The following is an 18,766-nucleotide window of genomic DNA, read 5'->3' as shown; positions in this document are numbered from 1 at the left end:
GTGTTTTACTATTAGAATCTGTTATGCTGTGGAGGTTAAAAATGGAAACCCACAGTAGCCTGAAACAAATTGCCTTTGGCGGCAAATTTGCTGGCCGTGGCAGCATCTTTATATTTTACATCAATAATGTCGTTTACATTGCCTTCGTAGCGAACATCAAAGTTAATTTTTCCGATATCAAAACCTACACCTGCCTGATACCCCAATACCGCTTTCTTGAATACCTCATCGGTACTTTCTCCGCTTGCTTCTTTAATTGCTTCGCCAAGGTTGCCGTCGTTGCCGATGTTAAAAGAGGCAATAGGGCCTGCATTGATTCTTAGCACATTACCCAGTTTATAACCTACAAGTAAAGGGAAATCAAGGTTTGTCATTCTGAAATCGACAGTTGTGGTGCTGTTGTTATTGCTGTTGAACATTTCATACTTGCCGCCTTTCTGAGAAATCAGAATCTCGGGTTGTAAAAAGAACGTTTTACCAAATCTTAAAAATACACCACCAGTAAAACCGAAGGCCCTGTTTTCGTTATTTCTGAAATTAAAAACAGTATTGCCAGATGTAATCGATAAGTCGTTTCCTCTCACTTGCGATAGATTTGTACCCAGCCTTAAACCTGCCGTGAAACCCTTGGTTTGCGCAAATGCTGATGCACTTATTAGAGAAACAAATGCCAATGCAATAATTTTTTTCATACCGTGCTTAAATTTATTAATTGTTAAATGGTTATTATACCAGTCAAAATTAATATGCCAATTTTGTATGAGGCTTATTATAAGTACTTTATGAAAAACGAGTACTTGCAGCTGGGGAAAACCCTCTACAATTTGAGCAAGCCGGTAAGTGAGTTAAGGCAATTTTATTTGCTTTTTTTCTGGTTGTTACCTTTTTTCTTGAATAGCGCTTTTACACCATCTGTGGTTTCACTGATGGTCTCAACAATTTCCTTTTCAATTTTATTGGCTCTATTGCGCTTCTCTTCCATCTTGGTAGCACTGCTGGCGGGTTCACCCATTAAAAAGCCATAAGGGTGTAAATCAGGAACCGAGTCAAAAACAACTTTTATGATAGCAATAATGGGTAGGCACAGGGCCATGCCGGCAATACCCCACAGGCTGGCGCCCATCAGCAAGCCCAGAATAGCCGCCAGTGGGTTGATGCTGATTTTAGAACCTACAATATTGGGGGTAATAAAGTTGCCTTCAAGCATTTGCACGGCAAAGAAAGAGGCTGCTACACCCACTGCATACATGGGTGAGTCTTTTGTTACCAGTGCAACAACAATAGGAAGGAGCGAGCCAATGAGAATACCGATATAAGGAATAATTAGCAAGATTGCCGCCAGGAAACCAAAAAAGATGGCGCCTTCAATACCCAGCAGAAGCAAGCTGATGGTATTGAGCGTGCCAACAATAATGGTTACAATAATAACACCAGATAAATAACTATGAATGACATCATAAATTTTAACCAGAATCTCGTTTACCCTGTCTTTGTTGGTAGACTTAAACACCTTAAAGAAAAACTCTTTGAAGAAATCGCGGTAAAGCAATAGAAAAAACATATACACCGGCATGATAGACATGTTGCCGATCATGTTTGATGTAGTAGAAAGCGCGGTACCCACCACTGCACCACCCTGATTAATAATCTGGTCGGTATAATTGTTAAGTTGGTCAACCTGCGTTTCCATCGACAAAGCAAATTTTTTCGATGTCCAGCTTAGCAGATTCTTATATGCCAGTTCAACTTTTGATATCAGCTGTGGAATCATCTTTGAGAAACCGCGTACCTGTGTAGAGGCCAGATAAACGATAGTCGCTATAAGCACCACAAATAAAACCAGGGTAATTGTAATGGCAAGCACACGGTTTACTTTCCGCTTTTCGAGCCAGTCACAGACCGGGAAGAGTAGTATAGACAGAATGATGGATATAATAAATGGCACCAATACGGCTTCCAGCACACTTAACCAATACACAATGATGGTAATTGAAAGTAGTGCAAGCGGTAGTTTCAAGTTAAATGGTAAACGTTGTGGAGGCATGAAAACAAAGTTTTATAGTTTGCTAAATTAAACAAAAACTTATGCCAACTGGTTTTTAAAGCAGCAAAACAAAAAGCAGGATTCAAACTTTTATTTGAATCCTGCTTTTTAGTTAATCGCTTATTATTGTTTGGCTATGTCGCCAGTGCCATTTCTGGCATCTTTTTTAAGGCTTTCGTCAGCTACAATGGCCAGTTCTACCCTGCGGTTTTTGTCACGGCCGCTTTCTGTGGTATTATCAACCAAGGGAGTAGATTCCCCATATCCAATTACCGACATCCTGGTGCGTTTCACACCATTGTTACTTAAAAAACCGGCAACTGCATTGGCGCGTTTTTCTGATAGCTTCATGTTGTAGTCTTCAGCGCCCACGTTGTCAGTATGGCCGCCAACCAGAATATTGGTATCGCCGTACTCCTTCAGTGTTTCCGAAAGTTTTATGAGGTTATCTTTTGACACCTGTGTTAATGTGTAAGAGTCAAAGCCGAACAATATACCCGACTTCATGGTAAGTTTAATACCCTCGCCTACACGCTCAACTTCTGCCACACCTTCCAGGTCTTTTTTCATTTTAGCAGCCTGTTTGTCCATATAACGGCCAATGAATACCCCGGCGGCACCGCCAACCGCCGAACCAATAATGGCATAAACAGCCGGGTTTTTACTCTTGCTGCCAATAGCCGCACCGGCGGCAGCACCTGTACCTATGCCTATAATAGCGCCCTTTTGTTCGTTTGTTAATTTCTTGAATGAATTACATGAGATAGTAGAACTCAATAGTATGGCTCCACAGAGCGATACTGCAAGGCCTCTCTGAAAAACGGATTTAGTGTGGTTCATGACATTTAGAATTTTATGAATCTTCAATGTCTGTTAAAGAAATGTGCCAGATTTATGTGGTGGCAATACAAAGGGCTGATAGGCAGCGGGTTAAGTGTGGGTTTAGTGCGATTTAAATGTTTATGGGGCGACAATTTTCTGTATTGAACTGTGTAAAATATGCTACAACTAAGGTTTAGGTTATTTTTTAAATTTTTTTACATACCTTTAAGGCGTAATTTATTGCCTCTGAAATTTAATACTTCACTCCTCGATAGTCTGCTGCCTGATATTGCTTAATACCAATATACCGGCACAATTTAAGACAAGTTCTCACTTGTTCTAATCTTTTGTTTTATCCAAATAAAGACTATCAATCATGTTTTATATCCAATCTGAGCGTTTAAAGCTCATCCCTTTAAATTTACATCATTTAAGTATATATCAGCAATCAGGCGCACTGGCGGTAGAACTGGGCCTTGCTTCAGTAAGCATTGATATGGAGCCGTTATTCCTGAACGAGTTTGACGATGCCCTGCAAAACTTCTGGATACCCTCAGTTGAGAAAAACCCACAGCATTACCAGTGGTTTACCAACTGGCTTATGGTGCTGAAAGAAGAAAATGTGGGAATTGGAGGCATTGGTCTTACCGGATTACCTAATGAAAATCGGGAGTCTGAGGTGGGCTATGGAATAGGCCAACAATACAGAGGGAAAGGCTATGCTACCGAAGCCCTGGTGTGTATCAGCCATTGGGCTTTTATGCATCCCAAGCTGCATACAATTGTAGCACATACGCCTGTCGACTTGTTTGATTCGCAAAGAGTTTTGCAAAAAGCAGGGTTTCAATCGGTAAGGGCAGAGAATGAACTGCTAAGGTGGGAGCTGAAACGAAATACCTGAGCAGGCCTAACTAAAATAAAACCATAGGTCTTTGCCGGCATACCATATCATAACCAGGCAAAGGGCCACTTTCATAACTATCCCCACCAGGAAACCTATAAAAGACCCGATAGCAGCTTTGGTGGCTTGTTCAGAAGTTGAACCCGCAAGGAGTTCGCCAACCAATGCGCCAACAAATGCACCGATAAAGATGCCAAAGGGGCCAAAGAATAAACCAATGAGCATGCCAAGCATACTACCCCAGGACCCATACCTTGAGCCACCGAATTTTTTGGTGCCCCAAACGGGCACGTAGTAATCGAGCACTGTTACTACAAGCGTGAGCAAGCCCAGGGTCCAGAGCAGGTTTTCGCTGAATTGGGCAAATCTGGTAAAATGCAAAGCAACAATGCCTGCAAAGCTGAGCGGTGGGCCGGGCAATGGTAAAACGGCCCCCGCAAGGCCAATCAGCAGGCAGACAATGGCAATAATTAATAGTACAATGTCCATGTTTTCAGAGGCTTATGTGAACAAACAAATGTATTGCTTTTTGTGTTGGCGCCTCATTTTTTAATAAGCATTATTAACCATTTATCAAATAAGTAATGAGTCAGACGTCTCAAACAAGGGCAGAAATGCCGCAGGGAGCAAACAAGGTGCTCGACCGCCGCACAATTGAAAACAGCTATTCGTCACTGATTCCGCTGCTGCAAGAAGGGTTCTCAGTGCTTGATGTGGGCTGTGGCTCGGGCAGTATTACTGCCGGTGTAGCCAGGCAGGTAGGGCCAAACGGTAAAGTAGTTGGAATCGATTTCAGCGAACATCTCATTAATATGGCCACAAAAAACTATGCCCATCTGAACAATCTGTCGTTTGAAGTGGCAGATATAAACACGTACAAACCTGACCACAAATTTGATTTGGTAATAGCGGCCCGAACCTTGCAATGGGTGAGTAACCCGGCTGAGGTAGTTTCAAATATGGTAAATCTATTGAAGCCCGGCGGGCGAATTTCTATACTTGATTATAACCATACCCGAATTGAATGGACACCACAGCCACCGCAGTCAATGCTTGATTTTTATGAGGCATTTCTCAACTGGCGGGCAGATGCCGGTTATGACAACGCCATTGCTGATAATTTACCCGCTATTTACAAAGACCTGGGTCTGGACTCAGTCACAATCGTTGAACAACATGAAATGAGCAGGGTTGGAGAGGAGAGTTTTAAAGGTGATGCACAAATCTGGTCAGTGGTAGCAGAAACACGTGGGAATCAGGTTGTGAAGGATGGGTTTATTTCAGAAGAGGTTCGGCTGAAAGCAATCCAGGATTATAACACCTGGATTGCTGACAAAGCGCAGGCCATGAAATTGTATCTGCTGGCCATTGAGGCTGTTAAGCCTTAGCTAAAACTTTATGCAGGGCTTCTAAAAAGATGTCGGCCTCTTTGGTTGTAAGGGCAAGGCTGGGGAGCAAACGCATGGTGTGTTTCCCGGCTACGCCCGTAAATATTTTATGGTCAAAAAGCAGAGAATTCCTGATAGGGTCAACCGGTTGTTCAAACTCGATACCTATCATTAATCCTTTGCCGCGTAGTTCTTTTATTCCCTTAAACTGCTTCAGGTTTTCAAAGAAATAATCGCCCACGGCTGCGGCATTTTGCACCAGTTTTTCTTTCTTTATAACGTCAATTACTGCATTGGCAGCTGTACAGGCCAGATGATTACCTCCAAAGGTTGTACCCAGCATGCCATGCTTGGCCTCAAATCTGGGCGATATAAGAATAGCCCCGATTGGGAAACCGTTACCCATGCCTTTGGCTGTAGAAATAATGTCTGGTTTTACGCCACTATACTCAAAGCTGAAAAATTTACCCGAGCGCCCATATCCGCACTGCACGCTGTCATGTATAAAAATGGCTCCTGTTTTATCACAGGCCTTGCGTATGGCTTTTAGAAACGCATCACTGGCAACCTGTATACCCCCAACACCCTGAATACCCTCAACAATTACCGCACAGGTTTCGTTATCAATGGCTTTCTTAACCGCTTCCACATCGTTAAACGGCAATATCTGCACGTGGTCTGCAAAGTTAAGGGGTGCCTTTATTGATGGGTTGTCGGTTACGGCTACAGCGGCAGACGTACGGCCATGAAACCCTTTGGTAAAGGCAATCACTTTTTTACGACCATTATAAAAAGAAGCCAGCTTCAATGCATTCTCGTTAGCTTCAGCGCCAGAGTTTACCAGAAACAGGTAATAATCTTTCAATCCTGAAATTTTACCCAGTTTATCTGCCAGTTCTTCCTGCGACGGAATTTTGACAGAATTTGAATAAAAACCAATGTTTTTTAATTGTTGTGTAAGCCTTCGGACATAAACAGGGTGCGTGTGGCCTATTGAAATAACGGCATGGCCACCATATAAATCTAAATACTCCTGTCCGTTCTTATCCCATAGATAAGAACCCTGAGCCTTTACCGGCTCAATGTCATAAAGGGGATACACATTAAAAAGCGTCATTTGAAATTGGTTTTTTTAAGATAATGCGGCCTTTTTACAGCCTATTTTAAATGAGCTGGCAAAGTTCTCAATTTATTATGAAAAATCAGGCGAAAATCGAAAGATTATGAAAGGCAGTTACTAAAAAAATACTGTGGATAAGTGTGTTGGTATGTGGATAACTCGCGCCGGTGCGGTTGATGCCCCGGAGTTTTAAGTCAGCAGGAGAACGTAGAAATAAGCTCATCCACCAAAAGAAAAAGCCCGACAAATGATATGTTCAGGCTTTTTCTCTTATAACTAAATGAAATACAACATAATAACGTGCAAAAATTGATTTTATTGTGGTAGAGAATAATTACCATATAATTTGCCAAAAACTCTTTTTTTATGTGTAGTTTTAGTAAGTAAAGCCTTCTTTTACCGGGCAGGCACATTACTAAGTTGAATGTTCTATGAGGCAATCAGTTATTTACGAAGTTACAATTCAATACATTGGTACATTGAATGATGTCAGAAAGCGGGAACCATTTACAGTCTATTTCTCTAATCTTAAAAGGGCTATTGAATGTGTGCAGACCAATCTGGCTATAAATGGCTGGGAGCAAAAGAAGGTCAATTACACGGCCGTTTATAGAGCATTGAAATCAAAAAACAAATTTGTGTGTGACTTTGACGCTATGAAAACCAAATTCTTTCAGGTAGTTATTATTCCCAAAACACTCAACCCGAAGTTAACCACCCTGGGTATAGACGAATACCCGACACTTAAAAAATGATAATTTCTGATTGTCGGCAATGGGTATCTTACATAAGAAAATAAATTGTTTAACTTTTTGAAAACAAAATTAAACAAACTAAGTTTATACAATTAACAATGCAATAACCGGTATTTCTGAATGAAAAAAGCTGTAGTAATAGGGGCAGGATTTGCGGGGTTGTCAGCAGCAACCAAATTGGCTGACGAAGGTTACGAAGTGGTAATACTTGAAAAAAACTCAATGGCAGGCGGGCGTGCCCGTATTTTTGAAGAAAAAGGCTTTATGTTCGACATGGGCCCCAGCTGGTATTGGATGCCCGACGTATTTGAACAATATTTTGCTACCTATGGCAAAAAGGTTTCTGATTACTATAATCTGGTAAGGCTTAACCCGTCATATAAAGTGATTTTTGGACCGGAAGACGACATTGACCTACCGGCCAATCTGAACGAACTGAAAACACTTTTTGACACCATAGAACCCGGGAGCAGTAAAAAGCTGGAAGCATTTTTGGAAGAGTCGAAATACAAATATGAAGTTGGCGTAGGAGAGTTTGTCTGGAAACCCAGCTTGTCGGTTACCGAATTTTTTGATTTTCGGCTGTTAACCAAAGCCCTGAGTCTTGATTTATTTGCCTCGTTTGGCAAGCATATCCGAAAGTTTTTCAGCAGCAAAAAGCTTCTGCAGTTAATGGAGTTTCCGATTCTTTTTCTGGGAGCCACGCCTCAAAACACGCCTGCTTTGTATAGTTTAATGAACTATGCAGAAATAGCGTTGGGTACCTGGTATCCGATGGGTGGTATGCACGAAATTGTAAAAGCCATGGTGCAACTGGCAGAAGAAAAAGGTGTGGATATCCGCCTCAACGAAGAGGTAACGCAGATTGTAGTTCAGAATGGTATGGCTCAAAAGGTAATAACCAAAACCGGCCGGTATGATGCAGATGTAGTAATTGGTGGTGCCGACTACCACCATATAGAAACCAACCTGCTGGATAAACCCTACCGGAACTACAGCGATAGCTACTGGCAAAGCCGTACAATGGCGCCTTCATCGTTGCTGTTTTATCTGGGCGTAGACAGAAAGGTTGATAAGCTGATACATCATAATTTATTTTTTGATGAAGACTTTAACCAGCATGCCAAAGAAATATATACTAGTCCGCAATGGCCGTCAAAGCCGTTGTTCTATGTTTCAGCGCCCTCAAAGACTGATGCCTCAGTAGCACCGGAAGGTTCAGAGAATCTGTTCATTCTCATTCCCATCGCCCCAGACCTGGAAGACAATGAAACCGTGCGTGAGAAGTATTACGATATGGTAATGGCACGGCTTGAAAACTACGTGGGGCATAACATAAAAGAACACGTGATATATAAACGCAGCTTTGCCGTGAGCGATTTTAAAAGCGAATATCACTCGTTTCGAGGAAATGCCTATGGGCTGGCCAATACCCTGCTGCAAACGGCGTTTCTGAAACCGAGTTTAAAAAATAAAAAGGTGAGGAACCTCTACTACACGGGTCAGCTAACAGTTCCCGGGCCGGGTGTTCCTCCATCTTTAATTTCGGGTCAGGTAGTGGCCAATGAGGTATTAAAAGAGTTTGGAAAAGCTCAAAAAGAAGTTTCAATTGCCTAATATAGATTTTACCCAACCTTTTAACAGACCAAAATATGTTTAGTTTGTTTGAAAAAACCACCTTTGCCTGTAGTAAGCTCATAACTAAATACTACAGTACTTCATTTACACTGGGTATACAAACACTTAGCCGTAAATTTCATGACCCTATCTACGGAATTTACGGGTTTGTAAGATATGCTGACGAAATTGTTGATACATTCCATGATTTCGACAAAAAAACTTTGCTTGACCGATACCGCCACGAAACCTACTTAGCCATAGAAGAAGGCATCAGCCTCAACCCTGTTTTGCACTCTTTTCAAAAAGTAGTAAAGCAGTTTAAAATTGAGCAGGAGTTGATAGACGCATTTCTTGACAGCATGGAAATGGACCTTTCTAACACGGCCTACGACAATAAAAATTATAACAAATACATTTATGGTTCGGCCGAGGTGGTGGGCTTGATGTGCCTGCGGGTGTTTTGTGAAGGAGACGAGCCAATGTATGAAAAACTGAAAGACCATGCCCGCAGCCTGGGTGCTGCTTTCCAGAAAGTGAATTTTCTGAGAGATATGCAGAGCGATTTTATGGAAAGAGGGCGGGTGTATTTCCCGAATGTAGATTTCAGCGAATTTGGCGTTTCGGCCAAAACACAAATAGAGCAGGATATCCAGAAAGATTTTGATGATGCCTACATTGGTATAATGGCACTACCATCTGGCGCCAGAAAAGGCGTATATCTGGCCTATTGCTATTATCTGAAACTCTTTGGCCGTATCCGTAGTCTTTCTGCTGCCCGGATACAACAGGAACGAATTCGCGTACCCGATACCATTAAACTGGCTCTTCTTGCCAAAACCTGGGTGCAGAGCGGCTTTAATGTCATCTGAATTTAACCTCAATACTCTGCTTGCCGGTTAATAAGCCGGCAAGCTTTTTGTTGTCTTATACTTGGGTAATATGTGATTTTTTTTCTACTTTTGCTCACTTATCCTCAAACTAAGCTACTTTTTATGGTATTTTGTGTGAAGGATTGATAATGAGATACTTAATAGAAAAACGCATATACACATGAAGTTTGTTGTTTCCTCATCTGCTCTGCTCAGACACCTTTCTACCATCAATGGTGTCATTGCCAGTAACCCGATAGTTCCTATTCTTGAAAACTTTTTGTTTCAGCTTGACAAGGGCAACTTAATGGTAACGGCTTCAGATATGCAAACGGTTATGATCACCGAATTTGAGGTTGATTCTCGCGATACCGGATCTTTTGCTGTACCCGCCCGCCTTTTGCTTGATACCCTGAGAAGCCTTCCTGAGCAGCCTGTTCAGATTAATGTTGACGAAGAGACCTTCGGCACTGAACTCGTAACCGCCAATGGCCGTTATAAGCTGGCCGGTGAAAACCCGATGGATTTCCCTCGTGTGCCACAGGTCAACAGAAATTTCAGTATTGAAATGGACTCAGACGTGCTGGGTACAGCCATTGCCAATACTATCTTTGCCACCAGCACAGACGACCTCCGCCCTGCCATGACAGGCGTATTCGTTCAGGCTTCTGACAAGGCCACTACCTTTGTAGCTACCGACGGACACCGATTGATACGATACCGCCGCACAGATATTACCTCGCCTAACAGTACTTCAATGATTCTGCCGCGCAAGGCGCTTAACCTCCTGAAGTCTTCTTTGCCTGGTGAAGTATTGCCCGTAAAGGCTGAATTCAGTAATTCGAATGCATTTTTTAGTTTTGGCAATATAAAAATGATTTGCCGCCTGATAGACGAGCGTTTCCCTGATTACGAAAACGTTATCCCTCAGAACAACCCTAATAAATTAAAAATTGAGCGCACCGAATTGTTGAGCACCCTGAAACGTATTTCTATTTACTCAAATAAAACTACGCATCAGATTCGCCTTAAAATATCTCAGAACGAGCTGGTTATTTCGGCAGAAGACCTGGATTATTCAAATGAGGCAACTGAAAAGCTGGCTTGTGAATATGACGGCGACGACATTGAGATTGGGTTCAATGCCAAGTTTTTGATAGAAATGCTCAACAATCTGAGCGTTAAGAATATCTCACTTGAAATGTCGCAGCCGAATCGTGCCGGTTTGATTATACCTGTAGAAAAAGTTGATAACGAAGATACCTTGATGCTTGTAATGCCGGTGATGTTAAATACATACGCATAAGCCGCTAAATGATATGCAAAAGCCCTATAAGCCAGTAATGGTTTGTAGGGCTTTTACTTTTTTGATTCAGTATTCTAAAACCGTCAGTAATTGTGAACAAGATAAGCAATTTTTTCTCTCGTATCGGTCTCGACTGGTTTTTAGGCGCCATTATTCTAATGGTTGTCCTGGCCTATTATTTCCCTTCTTTTGGCATTATGCAAGAGCCTTTCTCCTTAGAAGAACTAGCCAATTATGGAGTGTCGGGCATTTTCTTCTTTTATGGGCTTAAGCTAAGTATAGATAAACTTAAGAAAGGCCTGGCCAACTGGAAAATGCACCTGGTAATTCAGCTTACTACTTTTGTATTGTTTCCAATCATCGCATTACTGGTAAAGCCCTTATTTAAAGGAGCAGATACAGAAAATCTCTGGCTTGGAATTTTCTACCTCGCGGCTTTGCCATCTACCGTTTCATCATCTGTTGTAATGGTTTCAATGGCCAACGGTAATGTGCCTTCTGCCATTTTTAATGCCAGTATATCAAGTCTGATAGGCTTGTTTATGACGCCGCTATGGGTAGGTATTTTTGTTGCTGCCGATACCGGCGGTTTTGACACCCAAAGCATTGTTATCAAACTTTGCCTGCAGGTATTATTGCCACTGGTAATAGGTCTGCTGCTAAATAAGCGCCTGGGCTGGCTGGCTGATAAACACAAAACCGCTCTGAAGAACTTCGACCAGTCTATCATTCTGGTCATTATTTATACCTCTTTTTGTAAGTCTTTCGCTTTGAATCTGTTCAGAGATTTATCGTTTATTGAGCTCATCCTGTTGATGGCCGGTTTGCTTGGCTTGTTCTTTTCAGTTATTATCATAACCCGCTTTATTGCTAAATTGCTGGGGTTCGATATGGCCGATACCATTACAGTTATGTTCTGTGGCTCAAAGAAATCGTTAGTACACGGCACTGTCATGTCAAAAGTGTTGTTTACCCAAAGCAGTATTATTGGTATCATCCTTTTACCGCTCATGGTTTATCATGCTTTGCAGCTGATTGCCGCCAGCATAATGGCCCAAAAGTTTGCGAAGGCACAGCAATAAAAAAAACGCCTGTCATTTTCCGGATGACAGGCGTTTGTATATTAAATCAGGCTCTAAGCTGGCTTGATGTATTTTAAGCAACTGTTGAAGCAATGCTTGCGCCCAGATATTCGCGGTTTAGACGCGCTATGTTTTCAAGCGAAATCTCTTTCGGACACTCAATGGCACAGGCACCGGTATTAGTACATGCTCCGAAACCTTCTGCATCCATTTGCGCTACCATTTTAATAGCTCTTTCTTCACGCTCAGGTTGTCCTTGAGGTAAAAGAGCCAGTTGCGATACTTTGGCAGACACAAAAAGCATGGCAGAGGCATTTTTACAAGCCGCTACGCAAGCGCCGCAACCGATACAAGCTGCAGCAGCAAATGCTTTATCTGCATCTTCTTTCGGAACCGGAATAGCGTTCCCATCCTGTGCGTTACCGGTATTAACAGAAATATATCCGCCAGATGCAACAATGCGGTCAAGCGCACCTCTGTCTACTACCAGATCTTTTATAACCGGAAAAGCCATTGCTCTCCAGGGTTCAACCACAATGGTATCGCCGTCTTTAAAGCTACGCATGTGTAACTGGCAAGTGGTAACGCCTTCAAGCGGGCCATGAGGGCGGCCATTGATATACATTGAACACATACCACAGATACCTTCGCGGCAGTCATGGTCAAAGGCAATCGGTTCTTTTCCTTCAGAAACCAGACGTTCGTTCAGTACGTCAAACATTTCAAGAAAAGACATGTCTTCTGATATACCACTCACTGGGTAGGTTTCAAGGTTACCGTTAGTTTTTGAATTTTTTTGTCTCCACACTTTCAGTGTGAGGTTCATATTACCTTCTGACATAAAGTAAATATTTTAAATTCACCCCTGCCGGGGCAAAGGGTTATTTATAACTACGTTGCGCAATTTTAATGTTTTCGTAAACCAGCGGTTCTTTGTTCAAGGTCCATTGGCTTTCTCCAGCATATTCCCATGCGGCTACATACATATAGTTTTCATCATCACGAAGCGCCTCACCTTCTTCGGTTTGGTATTCCTCGCGGAAGTGTCCACCACAAGACTCGTTTCTGTTAAGGGCATCAAGGCACATCAGTTCACCTAATTCTATAAAGTCGGCTACACGTCCGGCTTTATCCAGTTCAGGGTTAAACTCATCAGCGTCACCCATCACGCGTAAATCAGACCAGAATTCTTTTTTCAAAGCTCTTATTTCCTCAATCGCTTCTTTCAGGCCTTGCTCGTTACGTGCCATACCACATTTATCCCACATGATTTTACCCAGGCGTTTATGGAATGACTCAGGTGATTGCTTACCTTTAATATTCAAAAACTTGTTTATTCTTTCTTTTACGGCATTTTCTGCTTCCACAAAAGCAGGATGGTCTGTCGGAATAGCTTTCGTCCGTATTTCTCCAGAAAGATAGGAGCCAATCGTATACGGAATCACAAAGTAACCATCAGCCAGACCCTGCATCAGCGCAGAAGCACCCAGGCGGTTAGCACCGTGGTCTGAGAAGTTTGCTTCGCCCAGTGCATATAGTCCGGGTACGGTGGTCATCAGGTTATAATCAACCCAAAGGCCGCCCATAGTATAGTGAACAGCCGGATATATACGCATCGGAACCTCGTATGGGTCTTCACCGGTAATCTGTTTGTACATATCAAAAAGGTTACCGTATTTCTCTTTTACTACGGCTTTACCCATCAAGGTAATTTCTTCTTTTGACGCGTGATGCAACCCTTTTTTATTGGCTTCAATTTTACCGTATCGCTCAATAGCCGAGGCATAGTCAAGATAAACAGCCATTTTAGAGGTACCTACACCATAGCCGGCATCGCAACGTTCTTTAGCAGCACGAGAGGCGATGTCGCGCGGTACAAGGTTACCAAAAGCCGGATAACGGCGCTCAAGGTAATAGTCTCTTTCTTCTTCAGGTATATCGTTAGCAGCGCGTTTGTCGTCTTTTTGTTTCGGAACCCAGATACGTCCGTCATTACGCAATGACTCCGACATCAGCGTCAGTTTTGACTGGTGGTCGCCAGATACCGGAATACAAGTAGGGTGAATCTGCGTAAAGCAAGGGTTGCCGAAGTAAGCACCTTTTTTATGGGCTTTCCAGGCTGCCGTAACATTGCTACCCATTGCGTTGGTTGAGAGGTAGAAAACGTTTCCGTATCCACCTGTACATAACAATACGGCGTGTCCGAAATGGCGTTCCAACTCACCGGTAACCAGATTCCGGGCAATAATTCCACGGGCCTTACCGTCTATCATTACCACGTCAAGCATTTCATGGCGGCTATACATGGTTACTGTACCAATACCTACCTGGCGTTCTAAACCAGAATAAGCTCCCAGCAACAATTGTTGGCCTGTCTGGCCGGCAGCGTAAAATGTACGCTGTACCTGTGTACCACCAAATGAGCGGTTAGAAAGCAACCCACCGTACTCACGGGCAAACGGAACACCCTGCGCCACACATTGGTCAATGATATTACCAGACACCTCAGCCAGACGATGCACGTTGGCTTCTCTGGCGCGGTAATCACCACCTTTTATGGTATCATAAAATAAACGGTAAACCGAGTCACCGTCATTCTGATAATTCTTTGCTGCATTTATACCACCCTGAGCCGCAATAGAGTGTGCTCTGCGGGGTGAATCCTGAAAACAAAAAGCTTTTACTTTATAACCAAGCTCGGCTAGCGTTGCTGCTGCTGAAGCGCCAGCCAGACCTGTACCCACTACAATTATTTCTATACTGCGTTTATTGGCAGGATTCACCAGCGACACAGTAGAACGATATTTTGTCCATTTTTCCGCTAAAGGAGTTGCGGGAATTTTGGCATCTAATTTATTGGACATATCAGTATATCAATTAGTCTGAGAATCAATTACCCATTAAGTGTTTTACATAAAAGAAAACTGGCATTGCCGCATAACCGATAGGAATAAGGATGGCAAAAATCCAGGTACTGATAAATCTTACCAGTGGCGTGTATTTGGGGTGGTTCCAGCCCAGTGTCTGAAACGCACTCTGAAACCCATGATACAAGTGGTAAGCCAGAGCAATCATACCTACAATATAAAGTAGAACAAGCAAAGGATTCTGGAAAGCCACTGAAACTACTTTATAGAGGTCTTTCACAATTACCAGGTGCGTTCCTGTTTCCAGATCGCTTATTTCAACCTTTTTAACCTCCTGTGTATACGTAGAAGGCATTTCACTGGCTGCTACTTCACCTGTTCTAACGTCTTCAACATATTGTACATAAGGAAGCGGCTCATTGTGGTATTTATACCAGAAGTCACCCATGTGAACAACAATATAAACCAGCAGAACAGTTCCTAAAATAGCCATGTTGCGGCTAGACCACGACGAAGAATTTCTTACAACAGCGTATCTTACAGGGCGAGCCTTACGGTTTTGATACTCAAGGTACAATCCCCAGAACGCGTGAAATAAGATGAAAAAATAGTTTAAATAAGAAATAACCTTGATAGGAGGAAACGAGGTCATGAAGACAGCATAAGTATTGAAACTATAACCGCCGTCTTTTTTGAAAAGCTGTAAATTGCCCGAAAGGTGTACTACAAGAAAAGTACAAAGAAAAAGACCGGTCAACGACATCAGAACCTTTTTCCCTATAGAGCTTGATAATGTTTTTGTAAGCCAAGACATACTTTATTCCAGTTTGAAAACTAAAGGTTCAACTATTTTGCTATTAAGTAAAAATACTTAGAAAAGTACAATTACATTTGCGGGTCAAAAGTAAGCCACAAACTATTTAGAATCAATAAAAATAAAGCCCTTTTTTTAAAACAGGCATTTACTGTGGCAAGGGTTGGTTTTTATTCGGAATGATTTCATAATACTAAACCTTTCAGATACAACGAATAAGTTTTTTTTTCGTTTATATTTACGGATAATCCTAAATGCGAGCTCATGAAAGCATTGAAATTCTCTTTTTTTTCTGTTATTTTCAGTTTTTTTGCAATCTCACAGGTAAAGGCCACACACTTACGCGCGGGTGAGATAACCGCAAAAAGAATTTCATCAACTACCCTTACATACAGAATCACTTTAACTACTTATACCGACCAGATAAACGGTGTGCAAGCCAACGAGGGTGCCAACACCGTTCAATTTTCGTTTGGCAGTGGTTCGCCGCAATATGACGTCAGGCGCAGAAAGAAGTTTTTGATTAACGCAGGAACCATGTGCAACGTTTACGATACCACCTATACCTTCCCCGGTCCGGGTCGTTACACCATCTCCTGTGCCATCACCAACCGAAACGCCAATACAGTTAACCTTCAGGGCCCAACCGACCAGATTAGTTTTTTTGTAGAAACCACTATCGTGGTGAACGGGGCACTGGGTCTGAACAATACGCCGGTTCTGCTGAATATTCCGGTAGATACAGCCGGAGTAGGCAGAAGATTCATCCATAACCCGGGTGCATTTGATGCCGACGGCGACCGCCTGACTTACCGTTTAACGATGCCCAAAAGAGGAAGGACCGATGGGTCGAACGGTGGAGAATTTGCTGCGGGCTACAAAGATCCATCAACATTAGGCGACAACCGGTTGACAGAAGGAGGCGGTGGGCCCTCCTCTTTCAGTATCAACGCAGAAACAGGCGATCTGATATGGGATAGCCCCGGTCGATTAGGCGTAAATCAGTATCAGGTAAACGTGGCCTTCATAGTAGAAGAATGGCGGAAAGGGAATGACGGGAGCTACACCAAGATAGGAGAGATAACGCGTGACATGCAGATAATAGTAGTAGAGACACCGAACCGGCGGCCAATACTGACAGTACCCGGCACATTATGCGTAGAGGCGGGCCAGAAAGTAGAGTTTAACGTAACAGCAAGCGACCCGGACAACCAGAATATACGAATAACAACCACAGGCGGAGTTTATAACCAGAGTGCAGAAGGAGCAGTAAACTTCATAGCCCCCGAAGCGGCGAAATTCACACCCCTGAATGCGATACAGAAAAGTCCGGCGACAGGTACATTCAGTTGGGAGACCAACTGCCGGCACGTGCGGGAACAACCATATGACGTGCTATTCAAAGTAGAAGACTATCCGGGTAGATTTTCGATAACCATGACCGACACCAGGACAGTAAGGATACGGGTTATTCCCCCACGTCCGCAGGGTCTTAGCGCTCGCAGTGGAAGCAATGGCGTAGAGCTACGATGGAGCAAATACCCAGACTGCAACCTGCCGTCAGAAGACATCAGGATTGATATTTATCGTAAAGAAGGCTGTTCTAACTATATACCCGGCACATGCCAGTTGGGCTTACCAGAAAGCCTAGGGTTTGTAAAGATAGCCACGGTAAGCGCCAGCGACACCTTTTACCTGGACAACAAAACACAGAACGGAGTAATATACAGTTACAGCATTGTAGCGACGCTGGCCACAACTGAATTTACAGTGATGAACAGCGTACCATCCAATGAAGCGTGTATCGGTAGCGAACTACCCCAGAAAGCGCCAGTAATTACAAACGTAAGCGTAGAGAGAACCCACAGCGTAAACGGAGTGATACAGCTTAAATGGACAAGGCCTTTAAACTTTGACAGCACAGCCACCCAAGGGCCATATGCCTACAAGTTATACAGGGCAACGGGCATCAGCGGGGGTACCTTTCAGTTGATAGCCACCATACCTACGCGTGTCAACAAACAGACAGCAGACACGGTTTACACAGACAACGGGTTGAACACCGAAGGCAGCGGGTACACCTATCGTGTATCATTTTTATACGAGACGGATAAAGTATTAGCCGAGAGCCAGATAGCGAGCAGCGTACGTCTGACGGCGCGTTCAGACGCGCAGCGGATAAGGTTGAGCTGGCAGGGGAATGTACCCTGGAGCAACGACAACCGGAAGCACGTGCTATACAGAGAAGACAAATCTAACCCGGGAGTATTTCACATCATAGCCGAAGTACCTGTACAAACAGTAAACACCTACAACTACATAGACGACGGTCAGGACCGGTACGATGCAGACGGGAACCAGAGCATCCAAATGGAAGTGGGTGTCAGCTACTGCTACAAGATAAAGACAGTAGGGTCATACACACGGCTACCCCAATATGGGATACTGGAGAACTACTCACAAGAGAGCTGCGGGATAGTGATAGACGACAGCCCTCCATGCCCGCCACAGCTAACGATAGACGCATTGAACTGTCAGGAACTGGATAGAGAAGCGATATGCCGGGAGAACAGGGTACAGAACACACTAAGCTGGACGACCCCAATAAGCAGTGGGGAGAACACACCTTGCCGGACAGACATTGTCGGGTACAACCTATACTATTCGCGATATAAAGGAGAGACAGGGAAACTACTCATTAGCGTAACAGGAGGCCCACCGGCGCAGACATACACACATGAGCGGTCATTGGCAGAAGGGTTTGCGGGCTGTTACTATGTAACGGCGTTGAGTAGCCTGAACCGGGAGAGTGTAGCGAGCAACGTAGTGTGTAAAGACAACTGTCCTGCGGTAGAGCTACCGAATGTAATAACGCCAAACGGAGACGGGAAGAACGACACGTTCAGTCCGATGACCTGCGAAGCGTTTATACAAGAGATAGGGATAGAGATATATAATCGATACGGGTTGAAGGTATATGAGAGTAGCGGTACGAAGGTATTGAGTTGGGACGGAAGGAGCAGCGACGGGAAGGAATTGCCATCCGGCACGTATTATTATGTAGCGCGGGTAACGATGCAGCGGTTAGAGAAAACCGACGAGGTACCTGTGGCTATTAAAGGTTGGGTAGAGTTAATCAGATAAATTGCAATTCTTGTATATTTGCCTGCTAAGCGGT

Annotated in this window: 16 protein-coding genes; 8 read left to right on the top strand and 8 right to left on the bottom strand. The window is 43.4% G+C overall.

Features of this window, described 5'->3' with window-relative positions; all coding sequences use genetic code 11:
* Window positions 1-35 precede the first annotated feature (35 nt).
* The 3 genes from NZ848_RS19170 to NZ848_RS19160 all read right to left on the bottom strand — a co-directional run bounded on the left by NZ848_RS19170 (window position 36) and on the right by NZ848_RS19160 (window position 2,884).
* On the bottom strand, window positions 36-692 hold the full coding sequence (locus tag NZ848_RS19170) for a porin family protein (protein WP_259016879.1): 657 nt from the start codon (window positions 690-692) through the stop codon (window positions 36-38).
* A 164-nt stretch (window positions 693-856) separates the two neighbouring features.
* Window positions 857-2,044, bottom strand: coding sequence for an AI-2E family transporter (locus NZ848_RS19165; RefSeq protein WP_259016878.1), 1,188 nt, complete (start codon window positions 2,042-2,044; stop codon window positions 857-859).
* 123 nt (window positions 2,045-2,167) lie between these two features.
* Window positions 2,168-2,884, bottom strand: a complete 717-nt coding sequence (locus NZ848_RS19160; RefSeq protein WP_253532072.1) for an OmpA family protein — start codon at window positions 2,882-2,884, stop codon at window positions 2,168-2,170.
* Window positions 2,885-3,242: 358 nt separating this feature from the next.
* Here NZ848_RS19160 and NZ848_RS19155 point away from each other — a divergent pair, with 358 nt between their 5' ends.
* Complete coding sequence (locus NZ848_RS19155) at window positions 3,243-3,767, top strand: GNAT family N-acetyltransferase (protein ID WP_259016877.1); 525 nt, start codon at window positions 3,243-3,245, stop codon at window positions 3,765-3,767.
* Window positions 3,768-3,773: 6 nt separating this feature from the next.
* Here NZ848_RS19155 and NZ848_RS19150 read toward each other — a convergent pair whose 3' ends face one another.
* Entirely contained in the window at window positions 3,774-4,256 is a 483-nt protein-coding gene (locus NZ848_RS19150) for a DUF456 domain-containing protein (protein ID WP_259016876.1), read from the bottom strand.
* A gap of 95 nt (window positions 4,257-4,351) precedes the next feature.
* On the opposite strand from NZ848_RS19150, the gene NZ848_RS19145 reads away from it, so the two are divergent.
* The gene (locus tag NZ848_RS19145; RefSeq protein ID WP_259016875.1) at window positions 4,352-5,155 is read left to right on the top strand and encodes a class I SAM-dependent methyltransferase; all 804 of its coding nucleotides are present in this window, start codon (window positions 4,352-4,354) and stop codon (window positions 5,153-5,155) included.
* Here the strand turns inward: NZ848_RS19145 and NZ848_RS19140 are convergent.
* Window positions 5,145-6,272 (bottom strand): aspartate aminotransferase family protein, encoded by a 1,128-nt coding sequence (locus NZ848_RS19140; protein ID WP_253532109.1) that lies wholly within the window; start codon window positions 6,270-6,272, stop codon window positions 5,145-5,147. The genes NZ848_RS19145 and NZ848_RS19140 overlap by 11 nt on opposite strands.
* Window positions 6,273-6,706: 434 nt before the next feature.
* Between NZ848_RS19140 and NZ848_RS19135 the strand changes: the two genes are divergently transcribed.
* The 5 genes from NZ848_RS19135 (at window position 6,707) to NZ848_RS19115 (ending at window position 11,907) form a co-directional block, all read left to right on the top strand.
* Window positions 6,707-7,030 carry a hypothetical protein gene (locus NZ848_RS19135; protein ID WP_101728555.1) on the top strand — a complete coding sequence of 108 codons (324 nt, stop codon included), beginning with the start codon at window positions 6,707-6,709 and terminating at the stop codon, window positions 7,028-7,030.
* Window positions 7,031-7,150: 120 nt separating this feature from the next.
* Complete coding sequence (locus NZ848_RS19130; protein ID WP_259016874.1) at window positions 7,151-8,647, top strand: phytoene desaturase family protein; 1,497 nt, start codon at window positions 7,151-7,153, stop codon at window positions 8,645-8,647.
* A gap of 35 nt (window positions 8,648-8,682) precedes the next feature.
* Window positions 8,683-9,519: a phytoene/squalene synthase family protein gene (locus NZ848_RS19125; protein WP_253532113.1), complete on the top strand. Its 837-nt coding sequence runs from the start codon at window positions 8,683-8,685 to the stop codon at window positions 9,517-9,519.
* A gap of 181 nt (window positions 9,520-9,700) precedes the next feature.
* Window positions 9,701-10,825, top strand: coding sequence for a DNA polymerase III subunit beta (dnaN, locus tag NZ848_RS19120; RefSeq protein ID WP_253532115.1), 1,125 nt, complete (start codon window positions 9,701-9,703; stop codon window positions 10,823-10,825).
* A 92-nt stretch (window positions 10,826-10,917) separates the two neighbouring features.
* Window positions 10,918-11,907, top strand: a complete 990-nt coding sequence (locus NZ848_RS19115; RefSeq protein WP_259016873.1) for a bile acid:sodium symporter family protein — start codon at window positions 10,918-10,920, stop codon at window positions 11,905-11,907.
* Window positions 11,908-11,980: 73 nt separating this feature from the next.
* Here NZ848_RS19115 and NZ848_RS19110 read toward each other — a convergent pair whose 3' ends face one another.
* From NZ848_RS19110 to NZ848_RS19100, 3 genes are read right to left on the bottom strand one after another with little or no spacing between them, the layout of a single operon-like run.
* Window positions 11,981-12,733, bottom strand: coding sequence for a succinate dehydrogenase/fumarate reductase iron-sulfur subunit (locus NZ848_RS19110; protein WP_253535490.1), 753 nt, complete (start codon window positions 12,731-12,733; stop codon window positions 11,981-11,983).
* Between the two features lie 55 nt (window positions 12,734-12,788).
* Window positions 12,789-14,771: a fumarate reductase/succinate dehydrogenase flavoprotein subunit gene (locus NZ848_RS19105; RefSeq protein WP_259016872.1), complete on the bottom strand. Its 1,983-nt coding sequence runs from the start codon at window positions 14,769-14,771 to the stop codon at window positions 12,789-12,791.
* Between the two features lie 25 nt (window positions 14,772-14,796).
* Window positions 14,797-15,588, bottom strand: a complete 792-nt coding sequence (locus NZ848_RS19100; protein ID WP_253532121.1) for a succinate dehydrogenase cytochrome b subunit — start codon at window positions 15,586-15,588, stop codon at window positions 14,797-14,799.
* A gap of 264 nt (window positions 15,589-15,852) precedes the next feature.
* Here NZ848_RS19100 and NZ848_RS19095 point away from each other — a divergent pair, with 264 nt between their 5' ends.
* The gene (locus NZ848_RS19095) at window positions 15,853-18,732 is read left to right on the top strand and encodes a gliding motility-associated C-terminal domain-containing protein (RefSeq protein ID WP_259016871.1); all 2,880 of its coding nucleotides are present in this window, start codon (window positions 15,853-15,855) and stop codon (window positions 18,730-18,732) included.
* Window positions 18,733-18,766 lie beyond the last annotated feature (34 nt).

Source organism: Emticicia fluvialis (genome assembly GCF_024793945.1).
Taxonomy (GTDB): domain Bacteria; phylum Bacteroidota; class Bacteroidia; order Cytophagales; family Spirosomataceae; genus Emticicia; species Emticicia fluvialis.
The sequence above is the reverse complement of the archived record's forward strand: the minus strand, read 5'-3'. Positions and strand labels throughout refer to the sequence as shown.

Bases quoted from the DNA above. Each gene is read 5' to 3' on its own strand.
- NZ848_RS19125 (WP_253532113.1), top strand. From the start codon at position 8,683: ATGTTTAGTTTGTTTGAAAAAACCACCTTTGCCTGTAGTAAGCTCATA.
- NZ848_RS19155 (WP_259016877.1), top strand. From the start codon at position 3,243: ATGTTTTATATCCAATCTGAGCGTTTAAAGCTCATCCCTTTAAATTTA.
- NZ848_RS19135 (WP_101728555.1), top strand. From the start codon at position 6,707: ATGAGGCAATCAGTTATTTACGAAGTTACAATTCAATACATTGGTACA.
- dnaN (WP_253532115.1), top strand. From the start codon at position 9,701: ATGAAGTTTGTTGTTTCCTCATCTGCTCTGCTCAGACACCTTTCTACC.
- NZ848_RS19140 (WP_253532109.1), bottom strand. From the start codon at position 6,272: ATGACGCTTTTTAATGTGTATCCCCTTTATGACATTGAGCCGGTAAAG.
- NZ848_RS19165 (WP_259016878.1), bottom strand. From the start codon at position 2,044: ATGCCTCCACAACGTTTACCATTTAACTTGAAACTACCGCTTGCACTA.
- NZ848_RS19150 (WP_259016876.1), bottom strand. From the start codon at position 4,256: ATGGACATTGTACTATTAATTATTGCCATTGTCTGCCTGCTGATTGGC.
- NZ848_RS19105 (WP_259016872.1), bottom strand. From the start codon at position 14,771: ATGTCCAATAAATTAGATGCCAAAATTCCCGCAACTCCTTTAGCGGAA.
- NZ848_RS19170 (WP_259016879.1), bottom strand. From the start codon at position 692: ATGAAAAAAATTATTGCATTGGCATTTGTTTCTCTAATAAGTGCATCA.
- NZ848_RS19095 (WP_259016871.1), top strand. From the start codon at position 15,853: ATGAAAGCATTGAAATTCTCTTTTTTTTCTGTTATTTTCAGTTTTTTT.
- NZ848_RS19110 (WP_253535490.1), bottom strand. From the start codon at position 12,733: ATGAACCTCACACTGAAAGTGTGGAGACAAAAAAATTCAAAAACTAAC.
- NZ848_RS19100 (WP_253532121.1), bottom strand. From the start codon at position 15,588: ATGTCTTGGCTTACAAAAACATTATCAAGCTCTATAGGGAAAAAGGTT.
- NZ848_RS19145 (WP_259016875.1), top strand. From the start codon at position 4,352: ATGAGTCAGACGTCTCAAACAAGGGCAGAAATGCCGCAGGGAGCAAAC.
- NZ848_RS19130 (WP_259016874.1), top strand. From the start codon at position 7,151: ATGAAAAAAGCTGTAGTAATAGGGGCAGGATTTGCGGGGTTGTCAGCA.
- NZ848_RS19160 (WP_253532072.1), bottom strand. From the start codon at position 2,884: ATGAACCACACTAAATCCGTTTTTCAGAGAGGCCTTGCAGTATCGCTC.